This is a genomic window from sulfur-oxidizing endosymbiont of Gigantopelta aegis (genome assembly GCF_016097415.1).
GTDB lineage: Bacteria > Pseudomonadota > Gammaproteobacteria > GRL18 > GRL18 > GRL18.
On record NZ_JAEHGE010000001.1, the window covers coordinates 2,536,670 to 2,562,180 of the forward strand.

Here is a 25,511-nt window from a genome sequence, read left to right on the forward strand (position 1 = left end):
TTCAACATGGCTATGACTATTCACAACAGCGGTTTGTGAGCAAAATTACGAATACAAATTACTAATTAAAAAGGTATTAAATGATGTTTAGGCGTTTAAGCGGCATTTTAGTTTTAAGTCTTGGCTTGCTAGCGGCTGGGAATACTTTTTCTAGCGAAATTATTGAAGTAGGTGCGCAACGAGATTTAGAACAGGTTTTTTTAGGGGGAAGTGTTATCCCATATAAGGAAGTGACACTCTCCGCTCAAATGCCCGGGCGCGTAGAATTTTTAGCAGGTAATGAAGGTGATGCCTTTGACACAGGGGCATTACTGGTCAGTATCAGTGATGAAAGCTTATTAGCCAAACGTAAATCTGCCATTGCTCAATATGATCAGTCAGTTGCCTCTTTACAAAACTCTCAAGTTCAATACAATCGTGAACTTTGGTCTCCGCAGTCTGAAAATGCCACCCAGATGCCGGGCATGGGAATGCCGGGTATGTTCGATCAAATGTTTACCAAGCAAATTGGCGACACCATGGGCTATGGTGATAGCGATGTTCAGCGTCAAGCTGATTTATACAATCAAGGTGCTGCAGTCAATCAGGCTCAGTCCAGAGTCAGAAGTGCCAGAGAAGCGATTAATGAAATTAACGCCAGTATTCGTGACACACGCTCCATTGCACCGTTTAAAGGTATGATCATTAAAAAGCTGGTTGAAGTCGGTGACACGGTACAGCCGGGTATGCCGCTTATTTCTTATGCTAATACCGATTACATCCGAATTCGCACCGAAGTCCCTGTCCGTTTAGTGCCGTTTATTAAAGTCGGCGATACCGTTAGAGCTTACCTTGATGTGAGTGGCATGATGATTCCAGCCAAAGTTGCGCAAATATATCCGTTGGCAGATAAGAGCAAACACACAGTTACCGTGAAATTTGATTTACCTATCGGTACTCATGGTGTACCGGGTATGTATGCTGAAGTCGCTATTCCGGTTAAAAATTCCCAGCCTAACACCTCTATTACTATTCCTAAAACGAGTATTCTTAAGCACATGGGTAGTTTGCCTAGTGTGTTGGTCATGAATGATAAAAATATCGCTGAATTACACGTCATTCGTCTGGGTAAAAAAATCAATGGTGGTAAGTCCTTTACTGTTCTATCAGGTTTAAAATCGGGTGATCGTATTGTTGATCACCCACCTCAAAACTGGAAGCCGGGTTTGGAAATAAAATAAACCCTTTTATTTCATGCCATCAATGGCATGTCATTCGGCAAAGTAATAACAAATAATAAGTACGAGTAAGTTTAATTATTATGGATAACACAAAAAACAAACATGGCTTGGGTCTCGCTGGTAATCTGACTCGAACCTTTATGCATTCGCCATTGACCCTACTACTTTTGATCGCAACATTTGCTATCGGTTTGGCGGGCTTTATGATGACGCCCCGGCAGGAAGATCCACAAATCTCTGTGCCAATGGTTGATATCTTTGTCAATTATCCTGGGGCATCGACAGAACAGGTTGCATCCTTAGTTGCTGTGCCTTTAGAACGTATTATGAGTGAGATTCCAGGCGTCAAACACGTCTATTCAGCTTCTCAGCGTGATCATGCTATAGTCACCGTGCAATTTGAAGTGGGTGAAGAAATGGGGCCCTCACTGGTCAAATTGTATGACCGGTTGCAATCGAATATGGATAAAATTCCACCGGGTGTTTCCCAGCCTCTGGTTAAGCCTAAGGGAGTGGATGATGTACCTTTGGTGGCATTAACACTCTGGTCTGATAGTCTCGATGATGCGGCTTTGCGCTTAATTGCCCTCGATGTCATGCAGGAATTAAAAGAGATCCCTGAAACCAGCAAAAGTTTTGTTGTTAGTGGCCGTCAGGAACAATTACGTATTGAAGTGAAGCCTGAGCGCTTAGCGGGTTATGATATTACTCTAGAACAAATTGCCGGAACAATTATGACGGCCAATAGTGAAAAGACTGTTGGTTCTATAGAATCAGGGGACAATAGCTTTAAACTCTATACTGGTTCGTTTTTGCGTAATGCAGAGGACGTGGAGCGTCTAGTTGTAGCTATGCACGATGGCAATCCTGTTTACGTTAGAGATGTTGCAGAAGTCATGCATGGCCCCGGCGAAGCACATAAATTTGTCAATTTTTATACCGGTGCCGCAACCTCAGAAACAAAAATGGCCAATGGTGAGCCAGCAGTGACACTCGCCATTGCCAAAAAAGGCGGTACTAATGGTGTCAGTGTCGTAAAAGAAATTCTTTCCCGGGTTGAGGCCATGAAAGGTCGCTTAATTCCGAGTAATGTTGAATTAAGCGTGACCAGAAACTATGGTCAATCGGCTCAGGATAAAGTTAATGGCCTGATGTTTAAGTTGGTTCTGGTTACCGTTGCGGTATCAATACTGATTTTTTGGTTTTTAAATTGGCGTGCTGCTCTGGTATGCTTTATTGTTATTCCTAATGTTATTCTCGTGACAACTTTCTTTGCTCTGGTGATGGGTTATACCATTGACCGGGTGAGTTTGTTTGCGCTGATTTTTTCGATAGGGATACTTGTAGATGATGCCATTGTGGTGGTCGAGAATATGTATCGGCGTTGGGCAATGGATGGTGAAATATCAGATGACACCTCGATTGATGCCGTAAGAGAAGTTGGTAATCCGACCATTCTTGCCACCTTTACCGTAATTGCAGCTTTACTACCTATGGGAATGGTACGCGGTATGATGGGACCCTATATGGAACCCATTCCAGCATTAGGCTCGGTAGCCATGATGTATTCGTTATTTGCAGCATTTGTGTTCACTCCGTTTTTGGCGATTCGTTTTAAACCGAGTATGGACTCGCTGCAAAAAATGGAAGAATCAGAACATAAGACCGTTAAACAGTTGGACGGTTTTTATCGTGGTATTCTTAATCCCCTTATTGATAGCAAAGTAGCTGGCAATGGCTTTTTAATTGGCTTGTTTGTTATTTTCTTTATTGCTTGTAGTTTGTTTTATTTCAAATCTGTCAAAGTCAAAATGATGCCTTTGGATAATAAATCGGTTTTCAATGTAGTCATTAATTTTCCCGCCGGTACTTCCTTGCCTGTGACGGCTAACTTGACTCGTCAATTTGCGGAAGAAGTCAGACAAATTTCAGAAGTAACCGCTATCCAGTCTTATGTTGGTACAGCCTCACCCTTTGACTTTAATGGGCTGGTACGTCACTACTATTTGCGTCAACAGCCTTGGCAGGCAGACTTAAATGTACAGCTATTACACAAGAAACTGCGTGATAGAACCAGTCATCAAATTGCTCAGGAAGTGCGAGAAACATTGACTGCGCTGATTGCCAAGAAAGTCAAAGAGGGTGTTTATACCCAGATTAATGCACCAAAAATTCAAATTGTAGAAATGCCACCAGGACCACCAGTATTACAATCAATGGTGGCAGAAGTTTATGGGCCGACGGCACATGAGCGCCATGCTGTGGCAATGAAATTGACTCAGTTATTTGAACAGTCAAGTTCTATTACTGATGTGGATAATTATATTCAAAAACCGTATGAGATTTGGAATTTTAGAGTGAATCGTGAAAAAGCCATCCGTACTGGTGTCAGTGTGGATGCGATTAATAAAACCTTAGAAATGGCCATGGGTGGTTTTGTCTTAGGTGATATTAAGGATGGTTCAATTCTTGAAGCGACGATGATTATTTTGCAAGTTCCCCTAGATGTGCGGGCTAATTTTAATTATTTGAGTCAATTACCTGTACCCACGCAGCAAGGTGGTAGTGTGCCCTTGGCTGAGTTAGGTGTGTTTTCAAAAGGGTATAAAGAAGCTATTATTTATCATAAAGATTTACGTCCAGTTGAATACGTCATTGGTGAAGTGGTCGGTGAATTTGCTGCGCCAATTTATGGCATGTTTGATGTTTGGGATATGTTGGCGCTGGAAGAAAACCTAGGGCCACGAAAGGAACACATAGTCGGTACATGGATGGCCCCCCCCGAATCCTCTACAATGCACAGCGAATCGGGCTTTGAATGGACGGGAGAGTGGACGGTCACGTATGAAACTTTCCGCGATATGGGGCTTGCCTTTGGCGTGGCGATTATCTTAATTTATATGCTGGTGGTTTGGGAATTTGGTAATTTTACCTTACCCGCCGTGGTTATCTCGCCAATTCCTTTGACCCTAGTGGGAATTATTCCCGGGCATGCCATTATGGGGGCGGAGTTTACAGCAACCTCAATGATTGGTTTCATTGCCTTAGCGGGGATCATTGTCCGAAACTCGATACTGCTGGTGGACTATTCGCGGCAAGAAATTACCCGTGGAGTCGAAATTAGAGAAGCCATTATCATGGCCTGTATCACCCGGACACGCCCTATTGTGATTACGGCATTGGCCTTAGTTGTAGGTTCAATGGCTATTCTCTTTGATCCTATTTTCCAGGGCATGGCTATTTCATTGATGTTTGGTGTCTTTGTCTCCACATTGCTGACATTAATTGTTATTCCTTTGGGTTGTTATAGTGGTCGTGCGGCTTTTTGTGGAAATATGAATGAAGAGCATCCTGATTATCAGATGTGCTTGGATCATAAAAATAAAGTAAACTCTAAACCATCGGGTGGTAGTTCTTTTGCAAGCACTATGGGTAAGATTCTATTTACCACATACTCCATTATTGTCACCGTGGTACAGGTTGTATGGTGGAGTTTACAGGGACTTTATACGCTTGTTTTCAAGCGAAAAAAACCTGTTACAAAGACTGCGCCTGTCACAACGCCAAAGCCAGCACCTAAACCGGTAGCTCCAATACCTGCTGCTAAAAAAGAAGAAGTTAAACCTGAAGTAAAACAGGAAGCTAAGGTTGAAGAAGCTAAGCCTTTAGAAATAAAAAAGACGGAAGAAAGTGCGACTAAAATCGTAGCAACAGAAGAAAAACCGGTGGAAAAAGCCGTCGTTAAAAAGAAACCTGTCATTAAAAAAGCGGTAGCAAAAAAGAAGGCAATGAGCACTAAAAAAGCAGTGACAGTAAAGAAAAAATCTTCTACGACGGTGAAAAGTACAGTTAAAAAGACGGTTAAAAAGAAAGGTCGTCGTGGAATACAGCTAAAGGGTGATTTAGGCGAAGAATAGAGATTTATTATTAGCTAGGACAACAAATTTTTATAGGATAGGAATTTTAAATGATCACAGTGGTAGGTAATCTAAAGGGCGGCACGGGAAAAAGTACAGTCACATTTAATCTGGCAGTCTGGTTAGCTTTAAATGACCACAAAGTGAAAATTTTTGATTTGGATCCTCAGGCAACATTGAGTGATGTCGGTGATATTCGTGAAGAGGATGAATATGAGCCGATAATTTCTATTAGTAACTCCATTGATGAATTAGAAAAAACAGACCATGAACAAATACTCATCGATATTGGTACTGCGGATACTGAATCGATGAAGCGTGCCATTGCCCTGACGGATCGGATTATTGTACCTGTGCCACCGAGTCAGGCTGATATTTGGTCAACACAACGCTTTATTAAAATGGTTTTAGATATTCGTGGCAAAAAGAATATGCCGCAAATGCTAGGCTTTGTGAATCGCGCTGACACGCACAAAGGAGTGCGTGAAACGGGTGAGGCAGAAGATGCATTAAAAATGTTACCTTATATTGATCTTATTGGTACTCGCTTATATCAAAGAACGACTTACCGACGTTCCTTTAGTGAGGGGCTTGCCGTTTTTGAGCTTGAACCTAAAGGAAAAGCGGCCGCAGAAGTTAATAAATTTGCCAGTATTGTGTATCCAGGATAAGTTTTGTTAAGGTTTAACTAAATCGAATAGGGTATATTGTGTCAACATCAATTGGACCGGAAATGAAGTTTTTTCGCTGGATACTCAGTCATCTGACATTAATTTTAATGTTATCTCTAGCGGTCTACCTCTATTGGAATAGCGATGATACAACTGAACCTCTTGAGTCTAGTGCTTCTAAAACCCCCGTATCTGAAACGACAAAGTCTTTAGATTCAGATGTGACGACCGATCAGTCAACTGCTGATAACTCACCGCAAGAGCCAATAGAAGCTGTTGCAGAAACACCGTCAGCGAATGATGATTCACAGCCGCCAAATGATTTTTCCAAACGGATGCAGGAATATCGAGAAAAACTGCGTACTGAAGAGCAACAAGCAATGGACAAGGCTGCTAAAAGCTTAGCCTTAGAATATGCTTCGGGTGATGAGATTAAATATCCGACAGATAGCGATATTGATGCGGATCTTTCTACTAAGCACAACAACCTTAATGTAGAGCCATTCAAGGATAGCCCAGTCAATGTGGTCAAGGCGACTAAAACAAACAAAACAATTGTGCGCCCAGATAAAACTATAAATCAGCAAGAAGATAAAGCCTTAGAAGTGGTTATTCGAGATTCTTTGCTGCCTGAGACGCAAGCGCTTAAAGATAATAACGTCACTGATGCTGTTAAGACTAAAAATATTAAACGCCAGATACGTGATAGGCAAAGACAATTACAATCACAGATGGTCATGATGGTGCCCTTAGAAGGCATGAATGCTAAAATAAATAACAAGTCTCAGGCAGCAAAGAAAAAGAAGCTGCTTAAGCCGATTGAGCCAGTTATTGAAACTGCTGAACAGGGACGTTTGCTAGAACAGGCACGTCAGGCTTTTGAAGAAAAAAAATATAAGCTGGCAGAAGACAGATATAACTTGTTGATAGAGCAACTACCAGAGTTGCCGGACATTGTTGGTGAATTAGCCAATGTGTATAAGGTACAGAATAAAAAACAGCACTATTTAACGACCAATACACAATTTGTGACACGTTTGGTCAATCACAATCGTTTTAATGAAGCTTGGCGGGTGGTTTTTAGTACCGACAAACTGGATAAAGCTATCGCTCAAGAACAACGTAATATTATTAAGAGGAAACAATAAATAGGTCTTTGCAATAATTTATACAATATCTGGCTGTAAGGAGGTCAGATGTTATCTACCTATAACACTTTAGCCTAAGTGTTATAGGTATAAAGAATGTAAGGACAACGTTATAGCAACATAATAATAATGAGCAATTTTAATTGCTTTATTCGAAGATTCTAATATACTAAAGATATAAGTACCCCTATTGTTAAATTTTTTTACAAATGGGGGTAAATAAAAAATGAATAAAGCCATTAACCGTTAAAAATAAATACAAAGGGGTGGTTAATGCTTAGGAGAGAGAGAAATGCCTATCAAAAGGTTATACCATAAATTAACTGCTGAGGCAGATGCAACTGGTTTTGATTCAGAAACATTGGACGAACGTAGAAAAGATTCTGATGTTAAAGGTCAACGTTTACAATTAATTGTTTACACTGCCTTGTTTGCATTTATCGTATTGGCTGCTTATGGTTATTATTTGATTTTTAATTTGACCCATGATGTGCATTCTTTATCCAATGATGTGCGTCAGATTACCCGTTCGGTTAATCAAATGGCTATGTCGGTGAATACTAATATGGAAATTATTTCCAGTAGTGTGGACCAAATGCAGCGTAGTACCCGTTTGATGTCTGAGACTGTGGCGCAAACTATGCCAGAAATGGCGGGTAATACGACAAAAATGACCAAAACAGCGCAAGATGTTGCTGATCGTATTGATGGTATTAGTACCAATATTCAAACCATGAGTGTAGGTCTGGTGGCAATGCAACGTGATATGTGGAGCATGAATAAAAGTGTTTCAAATCCTGCAGAAAGTATGTTCGATAGCATGACCCCATGGGGTGGTAGACGAACCAACCGTGGCTCACCTGGACCATTAGCTTTTCCACCGCCAGTACGGTAATATTAAGGGTCATATCCAGAATATTTGATACAAAATTATTTCTTATCGTGCTGAGCATCAGCACAATAGCAAGGAGCAGAAGTAGCAATGTTTGAAGGCCCGAGTACATTATTAAAATCAAGATTACAAAGTTTACAAGATAACCTGGCTACTGAAAATCCAATACTGATCGATGCGGTCGATTCTTTTAAAGAATTAGACATTGTTGCCTATCGTCTAGGTTTATTGACGCCAGAAGAGTCATTTGCCACCACGATTTCATGGTGGCCACTTATTTCCGTTCTGGGTACTTTTTCTGCTGGTAAATCCTCATTTCTCAATAGTTATCTCGATGTTAATTTACAATTGACGGGCAACCAGGCCGTTGATGATAAATTCACAGTGATTTGCTATAGCCAGGAAGAACAAATTCGAGTCTTACCCGGTTTAGCTCTGGATGCTGATCCACGCTTGCCTTTTTATCAAATTAGTGAAGAAATCGAAAAAGTGTCTGCCGGTGAAGGGAGTCGTATTGATACCTACCTGCAATTAAAAACCTGCAAGAGTGATGTCCTAAAAGGTAAGATATTAATTGATTCTCCAGGCTTTGATGCTGATGAGCAACGCAATGCCACACTTAAAATCACCGATCATATCATTGATTTAGCTGACCTTGTCTTGGTCTTTTTTGATGCCAGACATCCTGAACCCGGTGCGATGAAAGATACTCTTGAGCATTTGGTTGAAGGTACTATACGTCGTAATGATGCGGGTAAGTTTCTGTTTATACTAAATCAAATGGATTCTACTGCGAAGGAAGACAATGCCGAACAAGTCGTTGCCGCATGGCAACGTGCTGTGGTGCAAGCAGGACTGTCTACAGGGCGCTTTTATTGTGTTTATAATGAAAAAGTAGCTCCCGAAATCCCCGATGAACACCTGAGAAGACGCTATAAAGAAAAACTCGATATCGACATGGGTGAAATTGAACACCGTATGCAAGAGGTGAGTGTAGAACGCGTCTATCGCATTATCGGTGCTTTAGAAAATACCGCCAACCAGATAGAACAACATGCAGTGCCAAAAATAAAAGAAGCCATGGAGTCCTGGTATCGTTCAGTACTGATCACGGATGGCATTCTTTATGGTTTGTTAATTATCCTATTAGTCACACTATCAATTTATGCGGGTTATTGGCCTGATGGTTCATTTCAACCCTCTTGGTTGGAGTCAGTGAAAAATAGTCCGGTACTGCAAGGTATTATTGCCGGTGTATTTGTGGTGGTTTTTGGCGGTATTCATTTTTGGGTGCGCCGTTTCACTGCTCGAAGGATTGTGAAAAAATTACCTACAGCGAATGGCCCGGGCAATATCGCAACAGCGTTCTTAAAAAATACACACCCTCTGCGTAGTGTTTTTGCCTTTAAACCCGCAGGTTGGGGTAGAAGAGGGCACAAGGCCATCGAGCGAGTGCGTAATTCAGCCGATAATTTTGTTAAATCACTCAATGATAATTTTGCCGATCCCTTGGGACGCAAAGAGGCACAACGTCTGGCTGAAGCAGAAACTCTGAAAAACAAACTTGATGCTGAAACACCTGGTGCTGAAATCGTTGAGCAGGTCGAAACAAAGACTAATTCACCTGCACAATAAATTAGGGACAGATCAAATAAGTCCATTTATCTTTACACTTGTAGGATGTGGTGAGTGCAACGAACCGCATCAAAAACGTTTGTTTAAAGCCTTTGATACGGTTCGTTCCTCACCACATCCTACATTTGAAGTGTAAAGTAGGTTGATCGAACCCATAAATAGCCCCTTTCTCTTTCGCCTTCGGGCGTTTTCTTTAGGCTACAATTTTTTTCTTATATGAAGGGGTAAAGTATTGTTCTTCACTCCTTCTTGCATTCTTATATAAATCATATCATTATCTGCTATCTTTAAGGTAATAGTTTAAGGTAAGGGTTTAGATGTTTTTATGGAATTGACACTATGAATTTTGAAAAAGTTTCTTTTGCTTTTTTTGTGGTTTTTGCACTGACGATTAACTTTGGTTTCTTTATTGGCGATATTGATAACCCCGCGCATCATCATGTTTATGAATTATTCGCAGCAATTGTTATTAGTCTAATTGCGACGGTGATTAAGTTGGGTGATCGTTCACATATTGGTGCGGTGCTTTTGGCAACTAGTTTGGTGGCAGATATTCATTTGTTTGCAGCGGCGCTTATCTGGGGGATTGCTGATCATGTGACCGATACTGGTGTGACACCTGAAATTATGGCAACTATTGTCTCTGTTTCTGGCGGTGCTTTAATTGCTAACTTAACCTCAGTTGTGCTATTGGTGATAGAAACCGTGATCGTAAGACGTTAAGGCATTAGTCAGATGATTTTTCAAAACGAAATGATAGATATGCGATGAATAGTCTGCTTTTTTTATTGCTAAAACGTATTCGTTTACCCATCATGCTGTTGATCATCAGCTATGCGATTGTTATTTTGGGCTTTGTGTTGATCCCCGGGCAAGATGATCAGGGGAATGTCTGGCACATGAGTTTCTTTCATGCCTTCTATTTTGTCAGTTTTATGGGCTCAACCATTGGTTTTGGTGAAATTCCTTATGAATTCACCAATGCTCAGCGTATGTGGACGGTTTTGGGTATTTATATTACCGTCACTATTTGGTTATATAGCATCGGTGCTTTAATCAGTACCTTACAAAATCCGGCATTTAAAAAAGTCCTTAAAGAAAACGAGTTTCGACGTAAAATAAAGAAAATAAAAGAACCTTTTTATCTCATTTGTGGCTATGGTGATACGGGTAAGCTATTAGCACATGAATTATCGGCTAATCATTTTTTATCAGTGGTTATTGATCTTGATCCAGAGCGTATTGAAAGTTTGGAAATTGATGAGCCGAATATCGATATACCTGCTTTGGCTGCCAATGCCTCTTTTCCTCAGGTGCTTGAAACTGCGGGACTGACCCATGAATGTTGCCAGGGAGTGATAGCCTTAACCAATAAGGATGAAGTCAATCTTAAAATAGCAATTACGGCACGTCTGCTTAATAAGGAACGTATGCTTGATGATCATTTAATGGTAGTCTGTCGGGCAGAAACTGCCGAAGCTGAGTCAAATATGGCCTCATTTGGTACTTCGCACATCATTAACCCTTTTGATATTTATGCGCGTCGTTTGGCTTTATCCGTGCGCTCACCGAGTGCCTATTTAGTTTACGAGTGGTTGACTAATCCTTATCACAAAGTGAGAAATGAACCGATCAAGCCCCCTAAAGGCACGTGGGTGATTTGTGGTTATGGTCGTTTTGGTAAAGCAGTCTCACGACACTTAAATTACATTGGTATTAAAACGGTTATTGTTGAAGCTGACCCGGATATCACCCTTTCACCAGAGGGGACGATTAGCGGTAGGGGAACGGATGCTATCACCTTAAGAGAAGCTAAAATTACCGATGCTGTCGCAATTGTGGCTGGTACTGATAACGATGCCAATAATTTATCGATTGTTTTGACCGCACAGGATGAAGTGAAGCGTTATCAAGTGGGGGCAAAACGAAATGAAGATTATTACGAACGTTATGGTTTAAATGACTTAAATGAACACAAGCTCCATTCTGAAAATAGTCAGTTGCTAAAGCTAAAACGTCAGAGTGGCCGTTTATTTGCTATTGCCAGGCAAAATTTTAGTCGAAATGAAGCGGTGTTTGAAAAAGCAGAACTGGATTTTATTATGCAACCTGCCAGTATTGTTGCTGGAGAAATTCTGTCGATTATTAAAACACCATTATTATCAACCTTTTTATCCTTAGCCAGAAGGCAAAAAGATCAATGGGCTAATATTTTAATTAGTCGATTGAGCAGTTTTATTGATGATGCGGCAACGACCTGGATGATTGAAATATCCGAACAACAGACACCCGCGGTGATGCCTTTTCTAAAAAAAGACAAAATTACTACGGGAAATATTCTAACGCATCCAAGGAATAGGGATAAATTCCTTAATTGTGTGGTCTTATTAGTACATCGGAAGAAAAACAATAGTGATGCGCATCATCATAAGCATTACAATAGGCATGCACTCACGAAATACGATAATTTTTTATTACCGGAAAAAGACTTTCAAATCTTTGCAGGTGATCAACTATTACTTTGTGGTGACAAAGAAAGTATGGGGCTAATGTGTTGGTCAATTAGCAATATTAATATCTATAATTATACCCACACAGGATATGAACTAGCCGATGGATATATTTGGCGATGGTTGTATAAATATAAATTACTACAACAAGAGAAAAAAGTAGGATGAAGCCTTTGCTAAAAGTGGCCGTAAAAAAATATTGTAAATATACCAGACAATCCATGTTGTTAGGCTTTTCTGGTATCCTAGGTGTACTGTCGTGGCCTGCTTTTGCCGCAAATAACTTCCTTTTCCCCAGTGATATTGTTGATCAGGCAGAGCAATATGCGCATGAAGAAGCACGTAATTTTCGTTATATGAATCAAAGACAGGTTCGCTATCCTCAAATGTCTAATATGACGGGAAAAAGGCCAAGTTATATCGGGGATATTGGCTATAAGCCTGTGCCGTCGGGTTCACATTATTACCCCAATAGAGAGGCGCGAATTCAGCAGCGAGCACCTGACTTTCGTCGTGCGGATCAGGCAACTAACTGGAATGGTGACTCAGAACGCTTTAGCTCTGCTCGTTATAAGTCTGAACGCTATAATTCAGAGCGCTATAAATATGATGATTATCCACAAAAAACATCAGCCATGAATTCATCTCGATACAAATATCCTGAGCAATATGCATACCCACCGAGTCAAAACTCAAGCGCATCGCCATTCTATCCTATGAATATGCCTAACAATAGCTTTGCACCACCTATGATGAATTCGATGATGCCACGACAGGCATTTGATTCCTATTCCAATCTACTGTATCCCAGTGATATGGAGTCGAAGCGCTATAGTCGGGGAAATCAATCCTGGCAGGGACAGCGCTTAAATGGTCAAAACGGCTATGTTGAACATAATTCTCAGAGTGAGCAGCTTAGATATGTACCAGTCCCTGTTTATGGTGTGCCAGGTACACTCCCAGGTACTATTCCCGGGATAGTAACCCCTAGCGACATGGTGCCAGGCTATAGTCACCTCAGCCCCAGTTATCAATATAATAATCGCGCTATAACAGGCTTAGGGCAAAATTATGGACTTTTTAATCGAAATAAGAAGCATCAACGCACAAATCCTTTTTTAGGTGCGTATAATCCAATTAATAGTTTTAGTAATGGCTTAGATAATCCTTTAGGTGGTTTCCCAGGTTTATCTAATCCTTTTGATAGCTTCTATAAAAGTTATGCGCATGATGCCAATAAAACCAAACCCTTTGGTTCACCTGATTCAATGATTCCCAGTTTTTCTATGCCGGATATGTTCTCCCTGCAAAACTGATTACATGCTATTTATGGTATATTTTTAAGCAATTGCAAGACGTGAATTCAATAGTGCAATATTATTAAATACTTATAATGCAAGGTATCCTTAAAATAGTGTAGTTTTTCCCATTTTCCTTATGTATAATTGCCGAGTTTGCCAATAGGCAGTCTCAATTCAAGTTTACTAATATTTAGTAATATTTATAAGGAAAACAAAATGCCAACATTCGTACGCACAGAAAAGTGTGATGGCTGTAAAGGTCAGGACAGAACAGCATGTATGTATATCTGCCCACACGACTTAATGAAACTGGACAAAGACGGTTCAGAAACTGGCCACGCCATGAAATCATTTAACCAAGAGCCAGAGCAGTGCTGGGAATGTTATTCCTGCATTAAGATCTGTCCACAGAACGCCATCGAATGTCGTGCTTATGCCGATATCGTCCCTATGGGCGGTTCAGTACAGCCACTACGCGGAACTGATTCAATCATGTGGACCATCAAATTCAGAAACGGCACCATGAAGCGTTTCAAATTCCCGATACGTACCACGCCAGAAGGTTCAATTCAGCCGTATGAAGGCAAGCCTAAAGCAGATTACGCGAACATTGGTTCAGATAAAGGATTCTTCGTTAATGAAGGCAAATATCCTTATGAAGGTAACCCAGACGAATTGATTCTTCTTAAGTAATTACCTCGGTAATACGAAGCAAGAAGCACTCGCAAAAACAGAGAGCCAGTCCCTTGTCAGCCAGCGAACAAAAAGCTGAGCCAGACAACGTACATAGCTCAAACTATAGAACAATACAAACAGAGGTTATCCGAATGTCAGGAACATTTGAAAATCCAGAAGTCATCGAAGAAACGGTTGACATTCTACTTATCGGTGGTGGTATGGGCGCATGTGGCGCAGCATACGAACTAGGACCATGGATAGAAGCATCAGGCCAAGACATCTCAGTCAAGCTTGTCGATAAAGCTGCCATGGATCGCTCCGGCGCCGTTGCTCAAGGTTTATCAGCGATTAACACCTATATTGGTACCGAACAAGATCCCGCGGACTATGCTCGCATGGTTTCAAACGACTTAATGGGCATTACCCGTGATGATTTAGCGTATGACCTAGGTCGTCACGTCGATGATTCAGTTCACCTATTCGAAGAATGGGGTCTACCAATTTGGAAACAGCCTGGAGACGAAGGCAAATCATTAGCAGACGGCGGCATGCCCGTACGTTCTGGTAAATGGCAAATCATGATTAACGGTGAAAGCTACAAGTGGATTGTTGCAGAAGCGGCTAAAAAAGCCTTAGGCACAGAAAAAATCCAAGAACGCGTCTTCATCGTAAAACTCGTCAACGACAAAAACGACCCCAGTCGTATTGCCGGTGCTGTTGGTTTCTCTACTCGTGAAAACAAAATCTACGTTTACACCTTCAAAGCTTGCTTATTAGTGTGTGGTGGCGCAGTGAACATCTTCCGTCCCCGTTCTGTTGGAGAAGGTACAGGTCGTGCTTGGTATCCCGTCTGGAACTCAGGTTCAACTTACTCAATGGCAGCAGAAGCTGGCTGAATTAACCATGATGGAAAACCGCTTCGTCCCAGCCCGTTTCAAAGACGGCTACGGACCTGTTGGCGCATGGTTCCTACTATTCAAAGCCAAAGCAACTAATGCTTTCGGTGAAGTTTACATGGACAAAAATGCCGAGCTACTGAACGACTATCCTCCTTATGGACTCGCCAAAGTACCTGCTTCTTGCCTACGTAATCACCTAATGATGAAAGAAATGCGTGAAGGCCGTGGTCCCATCTATATGGACACCGTTACAGCACTAGGCAATTTAGCAGAAACCATGACACCCAAAGAAATCAAGCACCTGGAAGCAGAAGCTTGGGAAGATTTCCTAGACATGTGTATTGGTCAAGCAGGCGTATGGGCTGGTGAGAATATCGAACCAGAAAAACCAACTCCGAATTAATGCCTACCGAACCATACCTACTGGGTTCACACTCAGGTTGTTGTGGCATCTGGGTTTCAGGTCCTACCGATTTAGGCGCACCTGAAGCATGGTCATGGGGCTACCGCTCAATGACCACCATCAAAGGTTTATTCACCGCTGCTGATGGTGTTGGCGCATCCGGTCACAAATTCTCTTCAGGCTCTCACGCTGAAGGTCGTTTAGCCGCTAAAGCCATGGTTCAGTACTGTGTAGACAACAAAGATTGGACACCTGAATTAGACACTTCAGTAGAAGAGTTGACCTCAGATATCTATCAGCCAGTACGTACCTTCTTAGAGCACAAAGATTACTCTACAGCAATCGATATCAACCCTAACTACATCACACCAAAAATGCTTCAGTTCCGTTTACAGAAGATGATGGATGAGTACGTAGCCGGTGTTGCGACCATGTACCAGACCAATGCGAAGATGCTAGAAGTCGCAGAGCACAAGCTGGGTATGCTAAAAGAAGACGCGAAGAAAATGCGTGCTAAAGATTTACACGAGTTATTACGTGCGTGGGAAAACTATCACCGCATATTGACTGCTGAAGCACACATGAAGCACATCCAGTTCCGTGAAGAATCACGTTACCCTGGCTTCTACTATCGTATGGACTTCAACATTGTTGACGAAGAAAACTGGAAATGTTTTGTGAACTCAACCTATGACAAGAAGACACAAAAGTGGAACTGCTTTAAAGTAGAACACGTTGATGTTGTCGACAAGTCTGTCCTTATGAAGTAATGACTGCAACTGAGTGAAAGCTCAGGTACAGTAAGGCTTAATAAGCACCAAGAAGAGCCCGTTCAATGCAAGTTGAGCGGGCTTTTTTTGTTGTCTTTTCTTTCTTTATGGGCTCTGAATTCTGAAATATGCTTCATATTTCCCAACTTTTATCGCTCTCTTATAAGAACATACTGACAAAATGATTAGAATATAGTAAAATTCGTCATCCAAATTTAGAGTCGGCGAATAATTTGTTATTTTGCTAGCAGACTTAATAAAACGGTCTTAATAAACAATTATTCTACAACAGTAAACAAATCAGGTAATTATTATGGGTAAACCAGACGTCTCACATCTTCCTTATGAAAGCGCATTTGTTCCGGAGATTTTAACTGAAGAGCATAAGATTAAATTTGCTTGTCACCCTGGCGTGTCTTGCTTTAATGCTTGTTGTAAACAGGCTGATGTGATGCTTGCCCCTTATGATGTGATTCGTTTGAAGCAACATCTAGGCTTAACTTCTGAAGAGTTTCTTAAAGAATATACAGTACCATGGGAAATGGACAGTGATGGCATTGTTGGTGTTAAGTTAAAGACGAATGAAGACAAGCATTGTTTATTGATGAACGAGAAGGGGTGTATGGTTTATGATGATCGTCCTTCAGCTTGTCGTTATTATCCCTTTGGTTTGATGGGTGTAAAGCATACTGAAGCGAAAACGGATGAGCAGAATTATTTCCGTATCGAAGAAGAACATTGTAAAGGTCACGAAGCGCATAATTTCTTGCCTGAGACGAAAGAAATTACTTTAGGTGAATATAGAGAAACTCAGGGTGTTGAAGAATTCGATAAGAATAACCTGGATTGGATTCGCTTGATGCTTAAAAAGAAGTCGGCGGGTCCATCTGTGGGTACGCCTTCATCTGAAAGTTTACAAATTCTTTTCATGGCAACTTATGATTTGGACCGTTTTAAGCGTTTTGTTAGCAGCCCTAATTTTCAGGCGGTTTATGAGTTAGAGAGTGCATTTGTTGATGAGATAATGGCTGATGATGTTGCTTTGTTGACCTTTGGTTATCGCTTTTTACGTCAGGTGTTATTTGGTGAAAAAACCATTGAGACTAAAGAAGTTGCGGTGACTGAGCGTTCTGAAGAACGTAAGGAATTCTGGAAGGCACGTCATAATGCTGAAATGGAATATGCAAATCTGAATGATCCACGCTATGATCCTGAGGTAATGGGTGATGAAGTGATGCGTGATGATATGCTAAAAGCGCAGGATGCGGAAAAAAAGAACGATAAAAGTAAATAAGTCGATCTAAACCCTATGCTTCTTAATCAGAAAACTGACTTTTCAAATTCTTCAAGGATGAAGATAGGTATTCTCTCTGATACTCATGAAGAGTTGGATGAGCAGATCGTTCAAGTCATTGAAGATTGTGATATTGCTATTCATGCTGGTGATATTGGTGATAGTAGTGTTTTACGGACTTTAAAACCTAAGGCTGAGCATGTTATTGCTGTTGCGGGCAATAATGATAAGCCATATCTATGGGATTTTAAAGACTGGAATCTGGTGAAAAACTTACCACATGTGATGGAGTTGGTGGTGCCTGGGGGTACGATTACTGTTGAGCATGGTCATGAGCATGATATGCATATGCCGAGTCATCAGGATATGAGAAGTGCGCATCCTGACTCGCGTTTGATTATTTATGGTCATACGCATATTCAGGTGATTGATGAAGATAGGCCGGGACAGCATATCATTAACCCTGGCGCTGCGGGTTTTACTCGCAATAAGGGTGGTCCATCCTGTATTGTTTTGACGATTGATAATGATTGTTGGGATTATGCAGTGTTTAAATTTGCAGATAAGATTTAACTTAGCTCTTCATGCTAAGCGATTCACTAACAACCTCCCTTTCTTTCTAGCATTTATTTAGCCTCATTCTTAGGCAATACTTTATTTAAATACAAGTAGCCTGCGATGGCTGATATTGTTGAACCGACCAAAATACCTAAACGGTCATTCATTAAATTAGCTTCTGTGCCGCCTTGTTCAAAGGCGAGTGAGCCAATGAATAGGCTCATTGTAAAACCCACCCCACATAAAAAAGCCACGCCATAAAGTTGTTTCCAATTAACGTTGTCAGGTAATGATGCAATGCCTAGTTTGACTGCTATAAAACTAAAGAGCATGACGCCAATCTGCTTGCCGAAAAATAAACCTAGAATAATACCTAATGGAATGGGCTCTAAAAGGGAGTTAAAACTCAAGCCTGTGAGTGGAATGCCGGCATTGGCAAAGGCAAAAATGGGGATGATCAAAAATGAAACTGTGCCATGAAGATCATGTTCCAGTGTTTTTGATAGTGAACGTTCATTGTCTGTGATGTGTCAACACTTTTCCGGACAGTTTTCTAAATATTTTTTTGGCTGTTTCAAGTGATTTTTGTCATTTTGTATTTCCTATCATTTTAGTTTCTCATGTTAACTTTAAACAGATGAAGAGAAAGGGCTTTGCCCTCTGGAACGATAGAGCCGTTCCATTCACCCAAGGTATTTTCACAACGGTAATGATCCTGTTACAATATCTTCACGGCACAGGCTGAGGAGCCGATGGCCGTCAACGGTAATGGGCGGCATTTATGTCGCCTTTTACCCCTTTTCAAACTATGAAAGAAGCTCTCTGATACAGCATTGTCCCAGCAATTTCCTTTGCGGCTCATAGACTGAATTATGTTATGATCCGACAATATTTTTCTATGACTATCAGAGGCATATTGGCTACCTCGGTCAGTATGCCAAAGCAATCCATCCATTGGTTTACGCTTCCATATGGCCATCAGTAAAGCATCATTGACTAGCTTGGCTTTCATTCGCTCATCCATCGACCAGCCAACAATTTGCCTAGAGAATAAGTCAATGACAACCGCTAAATATAACCAGCCTTCCTTGGTGGCAATATAGGTAATATCACCCACATAGTAGCGATCAGGTTGAGAGACAGTAAACTCTCTTTCCAGTAAATTTGGAGATATACGCTTATTATGCTTGGAATTAGTCGTCGCTTTAAAGCGTCTCTTCGTTTTACAAAACAAACCGGCTTTTTTCATTAATCGACCAATTCTCCGGCGGCTTATATGAACGCCTTTTTCAGCCAGTTTCTTTTAAGACGACGGGTTCCATAAGTCTTGCGACTGTCTTCAAACAGTTTTTTAGCTGCTCAGTAAGCGCTTCATTTTTTTTTCTCTCTATCCGTTTTAGGAGAGCTAACCCAATCATAATAGCAACTACGGGAAACATCCATAAAACGGCACAGAATCGTTACCGGGTAATCTTTAGCCTGATCAGTTATCCATGCGTACTTCACAAAGTTTCCCTTGCAAAGTACGCTGTGGCCTTTTTAATAAATCACGCTCCTGAATCACTTTTGCCAATTCTTTTTTCAGACGTTTTACTTCATCATAAATGTGTTCATCACTTCTATTGGCTACCGTCTTCACCGGTTTGGAATATTTACTGATCCAGGTATGTAGAGTATTTACATTAACACCTAGCTCCCTGGCAGTCTGAGAAACGGGTTGATCCGTCTCATTAGCTAATTTGACAGCTGATTCTTTAAATTCTGATGTATAGCTTTTATTCGGTTTTTTTTTTGTTTGATTAGCCACATTACTGAGTCGGTTTTTAGAGGAATAAAGAACGCAAGCAAAACACCCGCGAGTGTTGCATGTACCCCTGATTTTAAAACTGCAACCCATAAAATAATTCCCATCAGCATATAAGGGGTGAGAGTTTTAAATTTATAGATATTAAAACCGGTTAAGAAGATCAGGGAAAGTAAAGCTACAGACAAACTGATTATGGATAAGTCACTGGTGTAGAACAGCGCGATGATTATGATTGCTCCCATATCGTCCATGATGGCGAGAGAGACGAGGAAAACCTTCAGGGCAATGGGAACCCGTTTACCAAATACGGCTAAAATACCTAAAGCGAATGCGATATCGGTGGCAGCAGGGGATTGCCCAACCCTTCAATGCAACGGATCATGCCAGTTAAATGCAGCGTATATTAAAGCTGGGAAGAGCATACCGCCAACGGCGCGGCTGTTGGTAATACCAGTTTTTTGGATCGGACAATTCACCTTCTAAAAGTTCTCTTTTCAGTTCCAAGCCAATTAAAAAAAAAGAAAATTGCCATTAGACCGTCATTAATCCATAAGATTAAAGGCTTGGCGATATGTAAAGCACCAATTCTTATTTCAACGGGGATATCGAGCAATTCACCGTAGAAGCTAGAGAGTGGGGAGTTAGCAACAATGATCGCAAGTATTGCTGCGCTTATTAAGAGAATACTACTAGCACTTTCTTTCTTAAAGAAACGTTGCAAGAAACTTATGCTGTTGTTTTGTACACTTTGTGAGTCAATTGGACGTTTGTTTGAGGAATGCATGCTAGTTGAAAAAATCCATATTAAACAAAAAAACCTTGGTAGTTAAATTATAATGTGGCTATACTTAACCGGACACACAACTTAAAATAACTAAAAGATAAAAAGTGTGACCTAAAATGAATGATCAAACAAAAAAAGCTATACATCAGAATTTAAAGAATCAGCTGTCAAATTAGCTAATGAGACGGATCAACCCGTTTCTCAGACTGCCAGGGAGCTAGGTGTTAATGTAAATACTCTACATACCTGGATCAGTAAATATTCCAAACCGGTGAAGACGGTAGCCAATAGAAGTGATGAACACATTTATGATGAAGTAAAACTAATGCGGCTATACTTAACCGGACACACAACTTAAAATAACTAAAAGATAAAAAGTGTGACCTAAAATGAATGATCAAACAAAAAAACCGAATAAAAGCTATACATCAGAATTTAAAGAATCAGCTGTCAAATTAGCTAATGAGACGGATCAACCTGTTTCTCAGACTGCCAGGGAGCTAGGTGTTAATGTAAATACTCTACATACCTGGATCAGTAAATATTCCAAACCGGTGAAGACGGTAGCCAATAGAAGTGATGAACACATTTATGATGAAGTAAAACGTCTGAAAAAAGAATTGGCAAAAGTGATTCAGGAGCGTGATTTATTAAAAGGCCACAGCGTACTTTTTGCAAGGGAAACTTTGTGAAGTACGCATGGATAACTGATCAGGCTAAAGATTACCCGGTAACGATTCTGTGCCGTTTTATGGATGTTTCCCGTAGTTGCTATTATGATTGGGTTAGCTCTCCTAAAACGGATAGAGAGAAAGAAAATGAAGCGCTTACTGAGCAGCTAAAAAACTGTTTGAAGACAGTCGCAAGACTTATGGAACCCGTCGTCTTAAAAAGAAAACTGGCTGAAAAAGGCGTTCATATAAGCCGCCGGAGAATTGGTCGATTAATGAAAAAAGCCGGTTTGTTTTGTAAAACGAAGAGACGCTTTAAAGCGACGACTAATTCCAAGCATAATAAGCGTATATCTCCAAATTTACTGGAAAGAGAGTTTACTGTCTCTCAACCTGATCGCTACTATGTGGGTGATATTACCTATATTGCCACCAAGGAAGGCTGGTTATATTTAGCGGTTGTCATTGACTTATTCTCTAGGCAAATTGTTGGCTGGTCGATGGATGAGCGAATGAAAGCCAAGCTAGTCAATGATGCTTTACTGATGGCCATATGGAAGCGTAAACCAATGGATGGATTGCTTTGGCATACTGACCGAGGTAGCCAATATGCCTCTGATAGTCATAGAAAAATATTGTCGGATCATAACATAATTCAGTCTATGAGCCGCAAAGGAAATTGCTGGGACAATGCTGTATCAGAGAGCTTCTTTCATAGTTTGAAAACTGAATTGACGCACCATTGTCGATTCAAAACCAGAGTAGAAGCAAAGCAGGCAATATTTGAATATATTGAGGTATTTTATAATCGGGAGCGACTTCATTCGGCTAATGATTATTTGTCACCAGTCGATTATGAAATACAGCAGGAAATAGCTTAAATCGATTGATTGAAGAGGGGTAAAAGGCGACATAAATGCCGCCCATTACCGTTGACGGCCATCGGCTCCTCAGCCTGTGCCGTGAAGATATTGTAACAGGATCATTACCGTTGTGAAAATACCTTGGGTGAATGGAACGGCTCTATCGTTCCAGAGGGCAAAGCCCTTTCTCTTCATCTGTTTAAAGTTAACATGAGAAACTAAAATGATAGGAAATACAAAATGACAAAAATCACTTGAAACAGCCAAAAAAATATTTAGAAAACTGTCCGGAAAAGTGTTGACACATCAGAAGTAAAACGTCTGAAAAAAGAATTGGCAAAAGTGATTCAGGAGCGTGATTTATTAAAAAAGGCCACAGCGTACTTTGCAAGGGAAACTTTGTGAAGTACGCATGGATAACTGATCAGGCTAAAGATTACCCGGTAACGATTCTGTGCCGTTTTATGGATGTTTCCCGTAGTTGCTATTATGATTGGGTTAGCTCTCCTAAAACGGATAGAGAGAAAGAAAATGAAGCGCTTACTGAGCAGCTAAAAAACTGTTTGAAGACAGTCGCAAGACTTATGGAACCCGTCGTCTTAAAAAGAAAACTGGCTGAAAAAGGCGTTCATATAAGCCGCCGGAGAATTGGTCGATTAATGAAAAAAGCCGGTTTGTTTTGTAAAACGAAGAGACGCTTTAAAGCGACGACTAATTCCAAGCATAATAAGCGTATATCTCCAAATTTACTGGAAAGAGAGTTTACTGTCTCTCAACCTGATCGCTACTATGTGGGTGATATTACCTATATTGCCACCAAGGAAGGCTGGTTATATTTAGCGGTTGTCATTGACTTATTCTCTAGGCAAATTGTTGGCTGGTCGATGGATGAGCGAATGAAAGCCAAGCTAGTCAATGATGCTTTACTGATGGCCATATGGAAGCGTAAACCAATGGATGGATTGCTTTGGCATACTGACCGAGGTAGCCAATATGCCTCTGATAGTCATAGAAAAATATTGTCGGATCATAACATAATTCAGTCTATGAGCCGCAAAGGAAATTGCTGGGACAATGCTGTATCAGAGAGCTTCTTTCATAGTTTGAAAACTGAATTGACGCACCATTGTCGATTGAAGAGGGGTAAAAGGCGACATAAATGCCGCCCATTACCGTTGACGGCCATCGGCTCCGCTCAAAATGACACATCATTACAGAAAAACATAAGGCAAAAATTGTACTGGCTAATATGCTAAATTTCATATCTAATTCCTTTAGTGGTAATAATAAGTGTGGTAATAATAGTACATAAATATTTTTTATTTAATACTTAATAATACAGGAAAAGTAGTTGACGTAAAATAAGTTTTTTAAATAAATATTTTTTGTGCTATAAACTTTTGTTGCAATGGCGTGTGCTATAATTGCGATAAAAATTAATGATGTAATCAGTGGGATGTTTTATGGGGAAATATGGCAGTTCAAAGTAAGAAAATATTGGCACAAAACATCATGATCGGTATGTATGTGTCTGAGCTGGATCGCCCATGGATTGAAACAGATTTTCTTCTGGAAGGTTTTTATGTTGAAAATGCTAATGATATTGTCAGACTGCAAAGGCTTTGTGCATTTGTTTATATTGATATAGAACTGACAAAAGAACGCCTTAATATTAACCTTATTGAACCCTCTTTACTGACAAAAATAAAAATAATTGCTAATACAGACGTGAAGGATATACGCTTTGGCCGTCCTGTTCCAAAACCGATATCAAAAGGCTTACCAAAAGCTGAAACAAGCTATAATAAGACCTCATCTTTTGCTTCAGAATTTCGAACCGCTAATCATCTCTATAAAGAAATTACTAAAACGGCCTCACAGATTTTTTCTGATGTCAGTGCGGGAAATGAAATTAATTTAACAATTGTGAAACGTTCGGCAACAGCGATTGTTGATAGTGTGGTACGAAACCCAGATGCTTTTTTATGGCTGACTCGCTTACACGAAAAAGATACTCATACCCATGCCCGTTCTTTGCGTACGTCAATTTGGGCGATTGCCTTTGCCCGTTACCTTGGGCTTGAGAAAGCAAAGTTAAACAACTTATCCTCGGCATTATTATTATGTAATATTGGTAAAGCTAAGTTACCCATAGAATTACTAGAAAATGAAGATGATTTGTCTAAAGACGAACAGTTGGAATACCAGCAACATGTCGATCATACTCTAGATGCCCTTAAAATTATGGGACGCACGCCTCAGGCGATTATCACTATTATTCGGGCACATTGTGAGCGTTTTGATGGTTCGGGTTATCCAATGCAATTAATGGGTGATGAGATTCCTTTACTAGCGCAAATTGCCGGGATGGTCAGTTACTATGAAGAGATAACCAATCGTAGAAATCATGATGACTCTTTGGATCCCACACGTGCTGTAGAGCACCTATATCACTTGCGTGACAAAAAGTTTATGTCTGAATTGGTGCAAGAATTTATCTGTTCCATTGGTATTTATCCTGTGGGTTCGATTGTTGAGCTGAACTCACAAGAAGTTGCGATTATCGTTGAACAAAACAACAAAAATCAATTATTACCTAAAGTGCTTATTTTGCGTGATGATAAACGCGATCCGGTGAGTATTTTTAAATTACTCGATTTATATGAGATTAATGAAAGTAGTGAAATCACCCCTAAAATCATCAATACTTATCCTTTAGGCACTTTTGGCATCGATGTCGAAGAAGTGACTAAGGGTTTGGAGAGGGTGACAAACATCGGTGCTGAAAGAACTCAAAAGTGGAATGTTAAAAGCTTGTTAAAAAAAGTGGTTTCTTAATTTTTTATTTAAACTCTCTATTTAAAACTGTTCAGTACAAAATGTTATGATGAAAATAATTAGCCTTTTATTGCTGTCAATGTTATTACTCCTTCTTTCTGCCTGTCAGTCAGCCTTGATTAAATCTGACAATATGTATACGGAAATCTCCCATCAAGCCACGATTGAAATAACGCAAGTTATTGATGTTGCGCCTAATTCAGCGCGGGCTTTTTTTCAAAATGGAGAGCTTATCCGCTACGGACAATTAAATTTATACGATGTTAATTGTGAAATTGAGATCAATACAGTAGCAGAAAAAATCCAACAGATTTCACCTGGTATTTATGATGTCATTGCCATCCGTCAGGAGCAAAGCCCCATTGTCAATAGAGTAAATACCAAGCCTGTCATGGTGGCCTCTTTGTCCTCATCCTGGCCAACGGAACTGGCTTTTTCTAGCTCATCAGACTCACCCGTTGATATTAAACTCTATTATCATTTTAGACTGGCTGCGAAGAAGCCAGCGGAAAATACTGGACAGACACAGGTAAGAGCTGTTATTTGTCGAGGCGCTCAATCAGAGCCCTTTGATGCTAGATTGCCAACTTACGAAGAAATAAAAGCGGCTAGCGGTCAATATATGATCTTTAATTTATGAATTTGAATTTAT

At 40.4% G+C, this 25,511-nt stretch carries 17 protein-coding genes and 5 pseudogenes; 19 read left to right on the forward strand and 3 right to left on the reverse strand.

Annotated features, from left to right (window positions below):
- The first annotated feature begins 83 nt into the window (after positions 1-83).
- The 13 genes and pseudogenes from JEU79_RS12795 to JEU79_RS12855 all read left to right on the forward strand — a co-directional run bounded on the left by JEU79_RS12795 (position 84) and on the right by JEU79_RS12855 (position 17,911).
- On the forward strand, positions 84-1,220 hold the full coding sequence (locus JEU79_RS12795; RefSeq protein ID WP_198264419.1) for an efflux RND transporter periplasmic adaptor subunit: 1,137 nt from the start codon (positions 84-86) through the stop codon (positions 1,218-1,220).
- Between the two features lie 80 nt (positions 1,221-1,300).
- Entirely contained in the window at positions 1,301-5,137 is a 3,837-nt protein-coding gene (locus tag JEU79_RS12800) for an efflux RND transporter permease subunit (RefSeq protein ID WP_198264420.1), read from the forward strand.
- Between the two features lie 50 nt (positions 5,138-5,187).
- Positions 5,188-5,808, forward strand: a complete 621-nt coding sequence (locus JEU79_RS12805; RefSeq protein WP_198264421.1) for a nucleotide-binding protein — start codon at positions 5,188-5,190, stop codon at positions 5,806-5,808.
- Positions 5,809-5,870: 62 nt separating this feature from the next.
- On the forward strand, positions 5,871-6,956 hold the full coding sequence (locus JEU79_RS12810; RefSeq protein WP_198264422.1) for a hypothetical protein: 1,086 nt from the start codon (positions 5,871-5,873) through the stop codon (positions 6,954-6,956).
- A 292-nt stretch (positions 6,957-7,248) separates the two neighbouring features.
- The gene (locus tag JEU79_RS12815) at positions 7,249-7,851 is read left to right on the forward strand and encodes a methyl-accepting chemotaxis protein (RefSeq protein WP_198264423.1); all 603 of its coding nucleotides are present in this window, start codon (positions 7,249-7,251) and stop codon (positions 7,849-7,851) included.
- Positions 7,852-7,938: 87 nt separating this feature from the next.
- A complete protein-coding gene (locus JEU79_RS12820; protein ID WP_198264424.1) occupies positions 7,939-9,483 on the forward strand; it encodes a dynamin family protein in 1,545 nt (514 codons plus the stop codon).
- 339 nt (positions 9,484-9,822) lie between these two features.
- Positions 9,823-10,206, forward strand: a complete 384-nt coding sequence (locus JEU79_RS12825) for a DUF6394 family protein (RefSeq protein WP_198264425.1) — start codon at positions 9,823-9,825, stop codon at positions 10,204-10,206.
- A gap of 44 nt (positions 10,207-10,250) precedes the next feature.
- On the forward strand, positions 10,251-12,161 hold the full coding sequence (locus JEU79_RS12830) for a potassium channel family protein (protein WP_198264426.1): 1,911 nt from the start codon (positions 10,251-10,253) through the stop codon (positions 12,159-12,161).
- Between the two features lie 5 nt (positions 12,162-12,166).
- Positions 12,167-13,309 carry a hypothetical protein gene (locus JEU79_RS12835; RefSeq protein ID WP_198264427.1) on the forward strand — a complete coding sequence of 381 codons (1,143 nt, stop codon included), beginning with the start codon at positions 12,167-12,169 and terminating at the stop codon, positions 13,307-13,309.
- 201 nt (positions 13,310-13,510) lie between these two features.
- On the forward strand, positions 13,511-13,987 hold the full coding sequence (aprB, locus tag JEU79_RS12840) for an adenylyl-sulfate reductase subunit beta (protein WP_198264365.1): 477 nt from the start codon (positions 13,511-13,513) through the stop codon (positions 13,985-13,987).
- Between the two features lie 134 nt (positions 13,988-14,121).
- Positions 14,122-16,044: pseudogene (gene aprA, locus JEU79_RS12845) on the forward strand (adenylyl-sulfate reductase subunit alpha).
- Between the two features lie 313 nt (positions 16,045-16,357).
- Positions 16,358-17,338, forward strand: a complete 981-nt coding sequence (locus tag JEU79_RS12850; protein ID WP_198264428.1) for a YkgJ family cysteine cluster protein — start codon at positions 16,358-16,360, stop codon at positions 17,336-17,338.
- A gap of 57 nt (positions 17,339-17,395) precedes the next feature.
- The gene (locus tag JEU79_RS12855) at positions 17,396-17,911 is read left to right on the forward strand and encodes a metallophosphoesterase family protein (RefSeq protein WP_198264429.1); all 516 of its coding nucleotides are present in this window, start codon (positions 17,396-17,398) and stop codon (positions 17,909-17,911) included.
- 53 nt (positions 17,912-17,964) lie between these two features.
- Here JEU79_RS12855 and JEU79_RS12860 read toward each other — a convergent pair whose 3' ends face one another.
- The 3 genes and pseudogenes from JEU79_RS12860 to nhaA form a co-directional block, all read right to left on the reverse strand.
- Entirely contained in the window at positions 17,965-18,423 is a 459-nt protein-coding gene (locus JEU79_RS12860) for a Na+/H+ antiporter NhaA (protein WP_198265996.1), read from the reverse strand.
- A gap of 251 nt (positions 18,424-18,674) precedes the next feature.
- Positions 18,675-19,703, reverse strand: a pseudogene (locus tag JEU79_RS28615) (IS3 family transposase); the annotation flags it as partial.
- Positions 19,704-19,714: 11 nt separating this feature from the next.
- Positions 19,715-20,487 (reverse strand): annotated as a pseudogene (gene nhaA / locus JEU79_RS28620) (Na+/H+ antiporter NhaA); the annotation flags it as partial.
- Positions 20,488-20,620: 133 nt separating this feature from the next.
- Between nhaA and JEU79_RS28625 the strand changes: the two are divergent.
- From JEU79_RS28625 to JEU79_RS12900, 6 genes and pseudogenes are all read left to right on the forward strand, one after another.
- Positions 20,621-20,818: pseudogene (locus tag JEU79_RS28625) on the forward strand (transposase); the annotation flags it as partial.
- A gap of 58 nt (positions 20,819-20,876) precedes the next feature.
- Positions 20,877-21,179 carry a transposase gene (locus tag JEU79_RS26515; RefSeq protein ID WP_246540267.1) on the forward strand — a complete coding sequence of 101 codons (303 nt, stop codon included), beginning with the start codon at positions 20,877-20,879 and terminating at the stop codon, positions 21,177-21,179.
- The gene (locus JEU79_RS12885; RefSeq protein ID WP_198263029.1) at positions 21,176-22,039 is read left to right on the forward strand and encodes an IS3 family transposase; all 864 of its coding nucleotides are present in this window, start codon (positions 21,176-21,178) and stop codon (positions 22,037-22,039) included. Before JEU79_RS26515 ends, JEU79_RS12885 begins: the two co-directional genes overlap by 4 nt.
- A gap of 383 nt (positions 22,040-22,422) precedes the next feature.
- A pseudogene (locus tag JEU79_RS12890) lies at positions 22,423-23,160 on the forward strand (IS3 family transposase); the annotation flags it as partial.
- Between the two features lie 334 nt (positions 23,161-23,494).
- Positions 23,495-24,859, forward strand: coding sequence for a cyclic di-GMP phosphodiesterase (locus JEU79_RS12895; protein ID WP_198264432.1), 1,365 nt, complete (start codon positions 23,495-23,497; stop codon positions 24,857-24,859).
- 133 nt (positions 24,860-24,992) lie between these two features.
- Positions 24,993-25,499, forward strand: coding sequence for a hypothetical protein (locus JEU79_RS12900; RefSeq protein ID WP_214660564.1), 507 nt, complete (start codon positions 24,993-24,995; stop codon positions 25,497-25,499).
- The last annotated feature ends 12 nt before the right edge of the window (positions 25,500-25,511 follow it).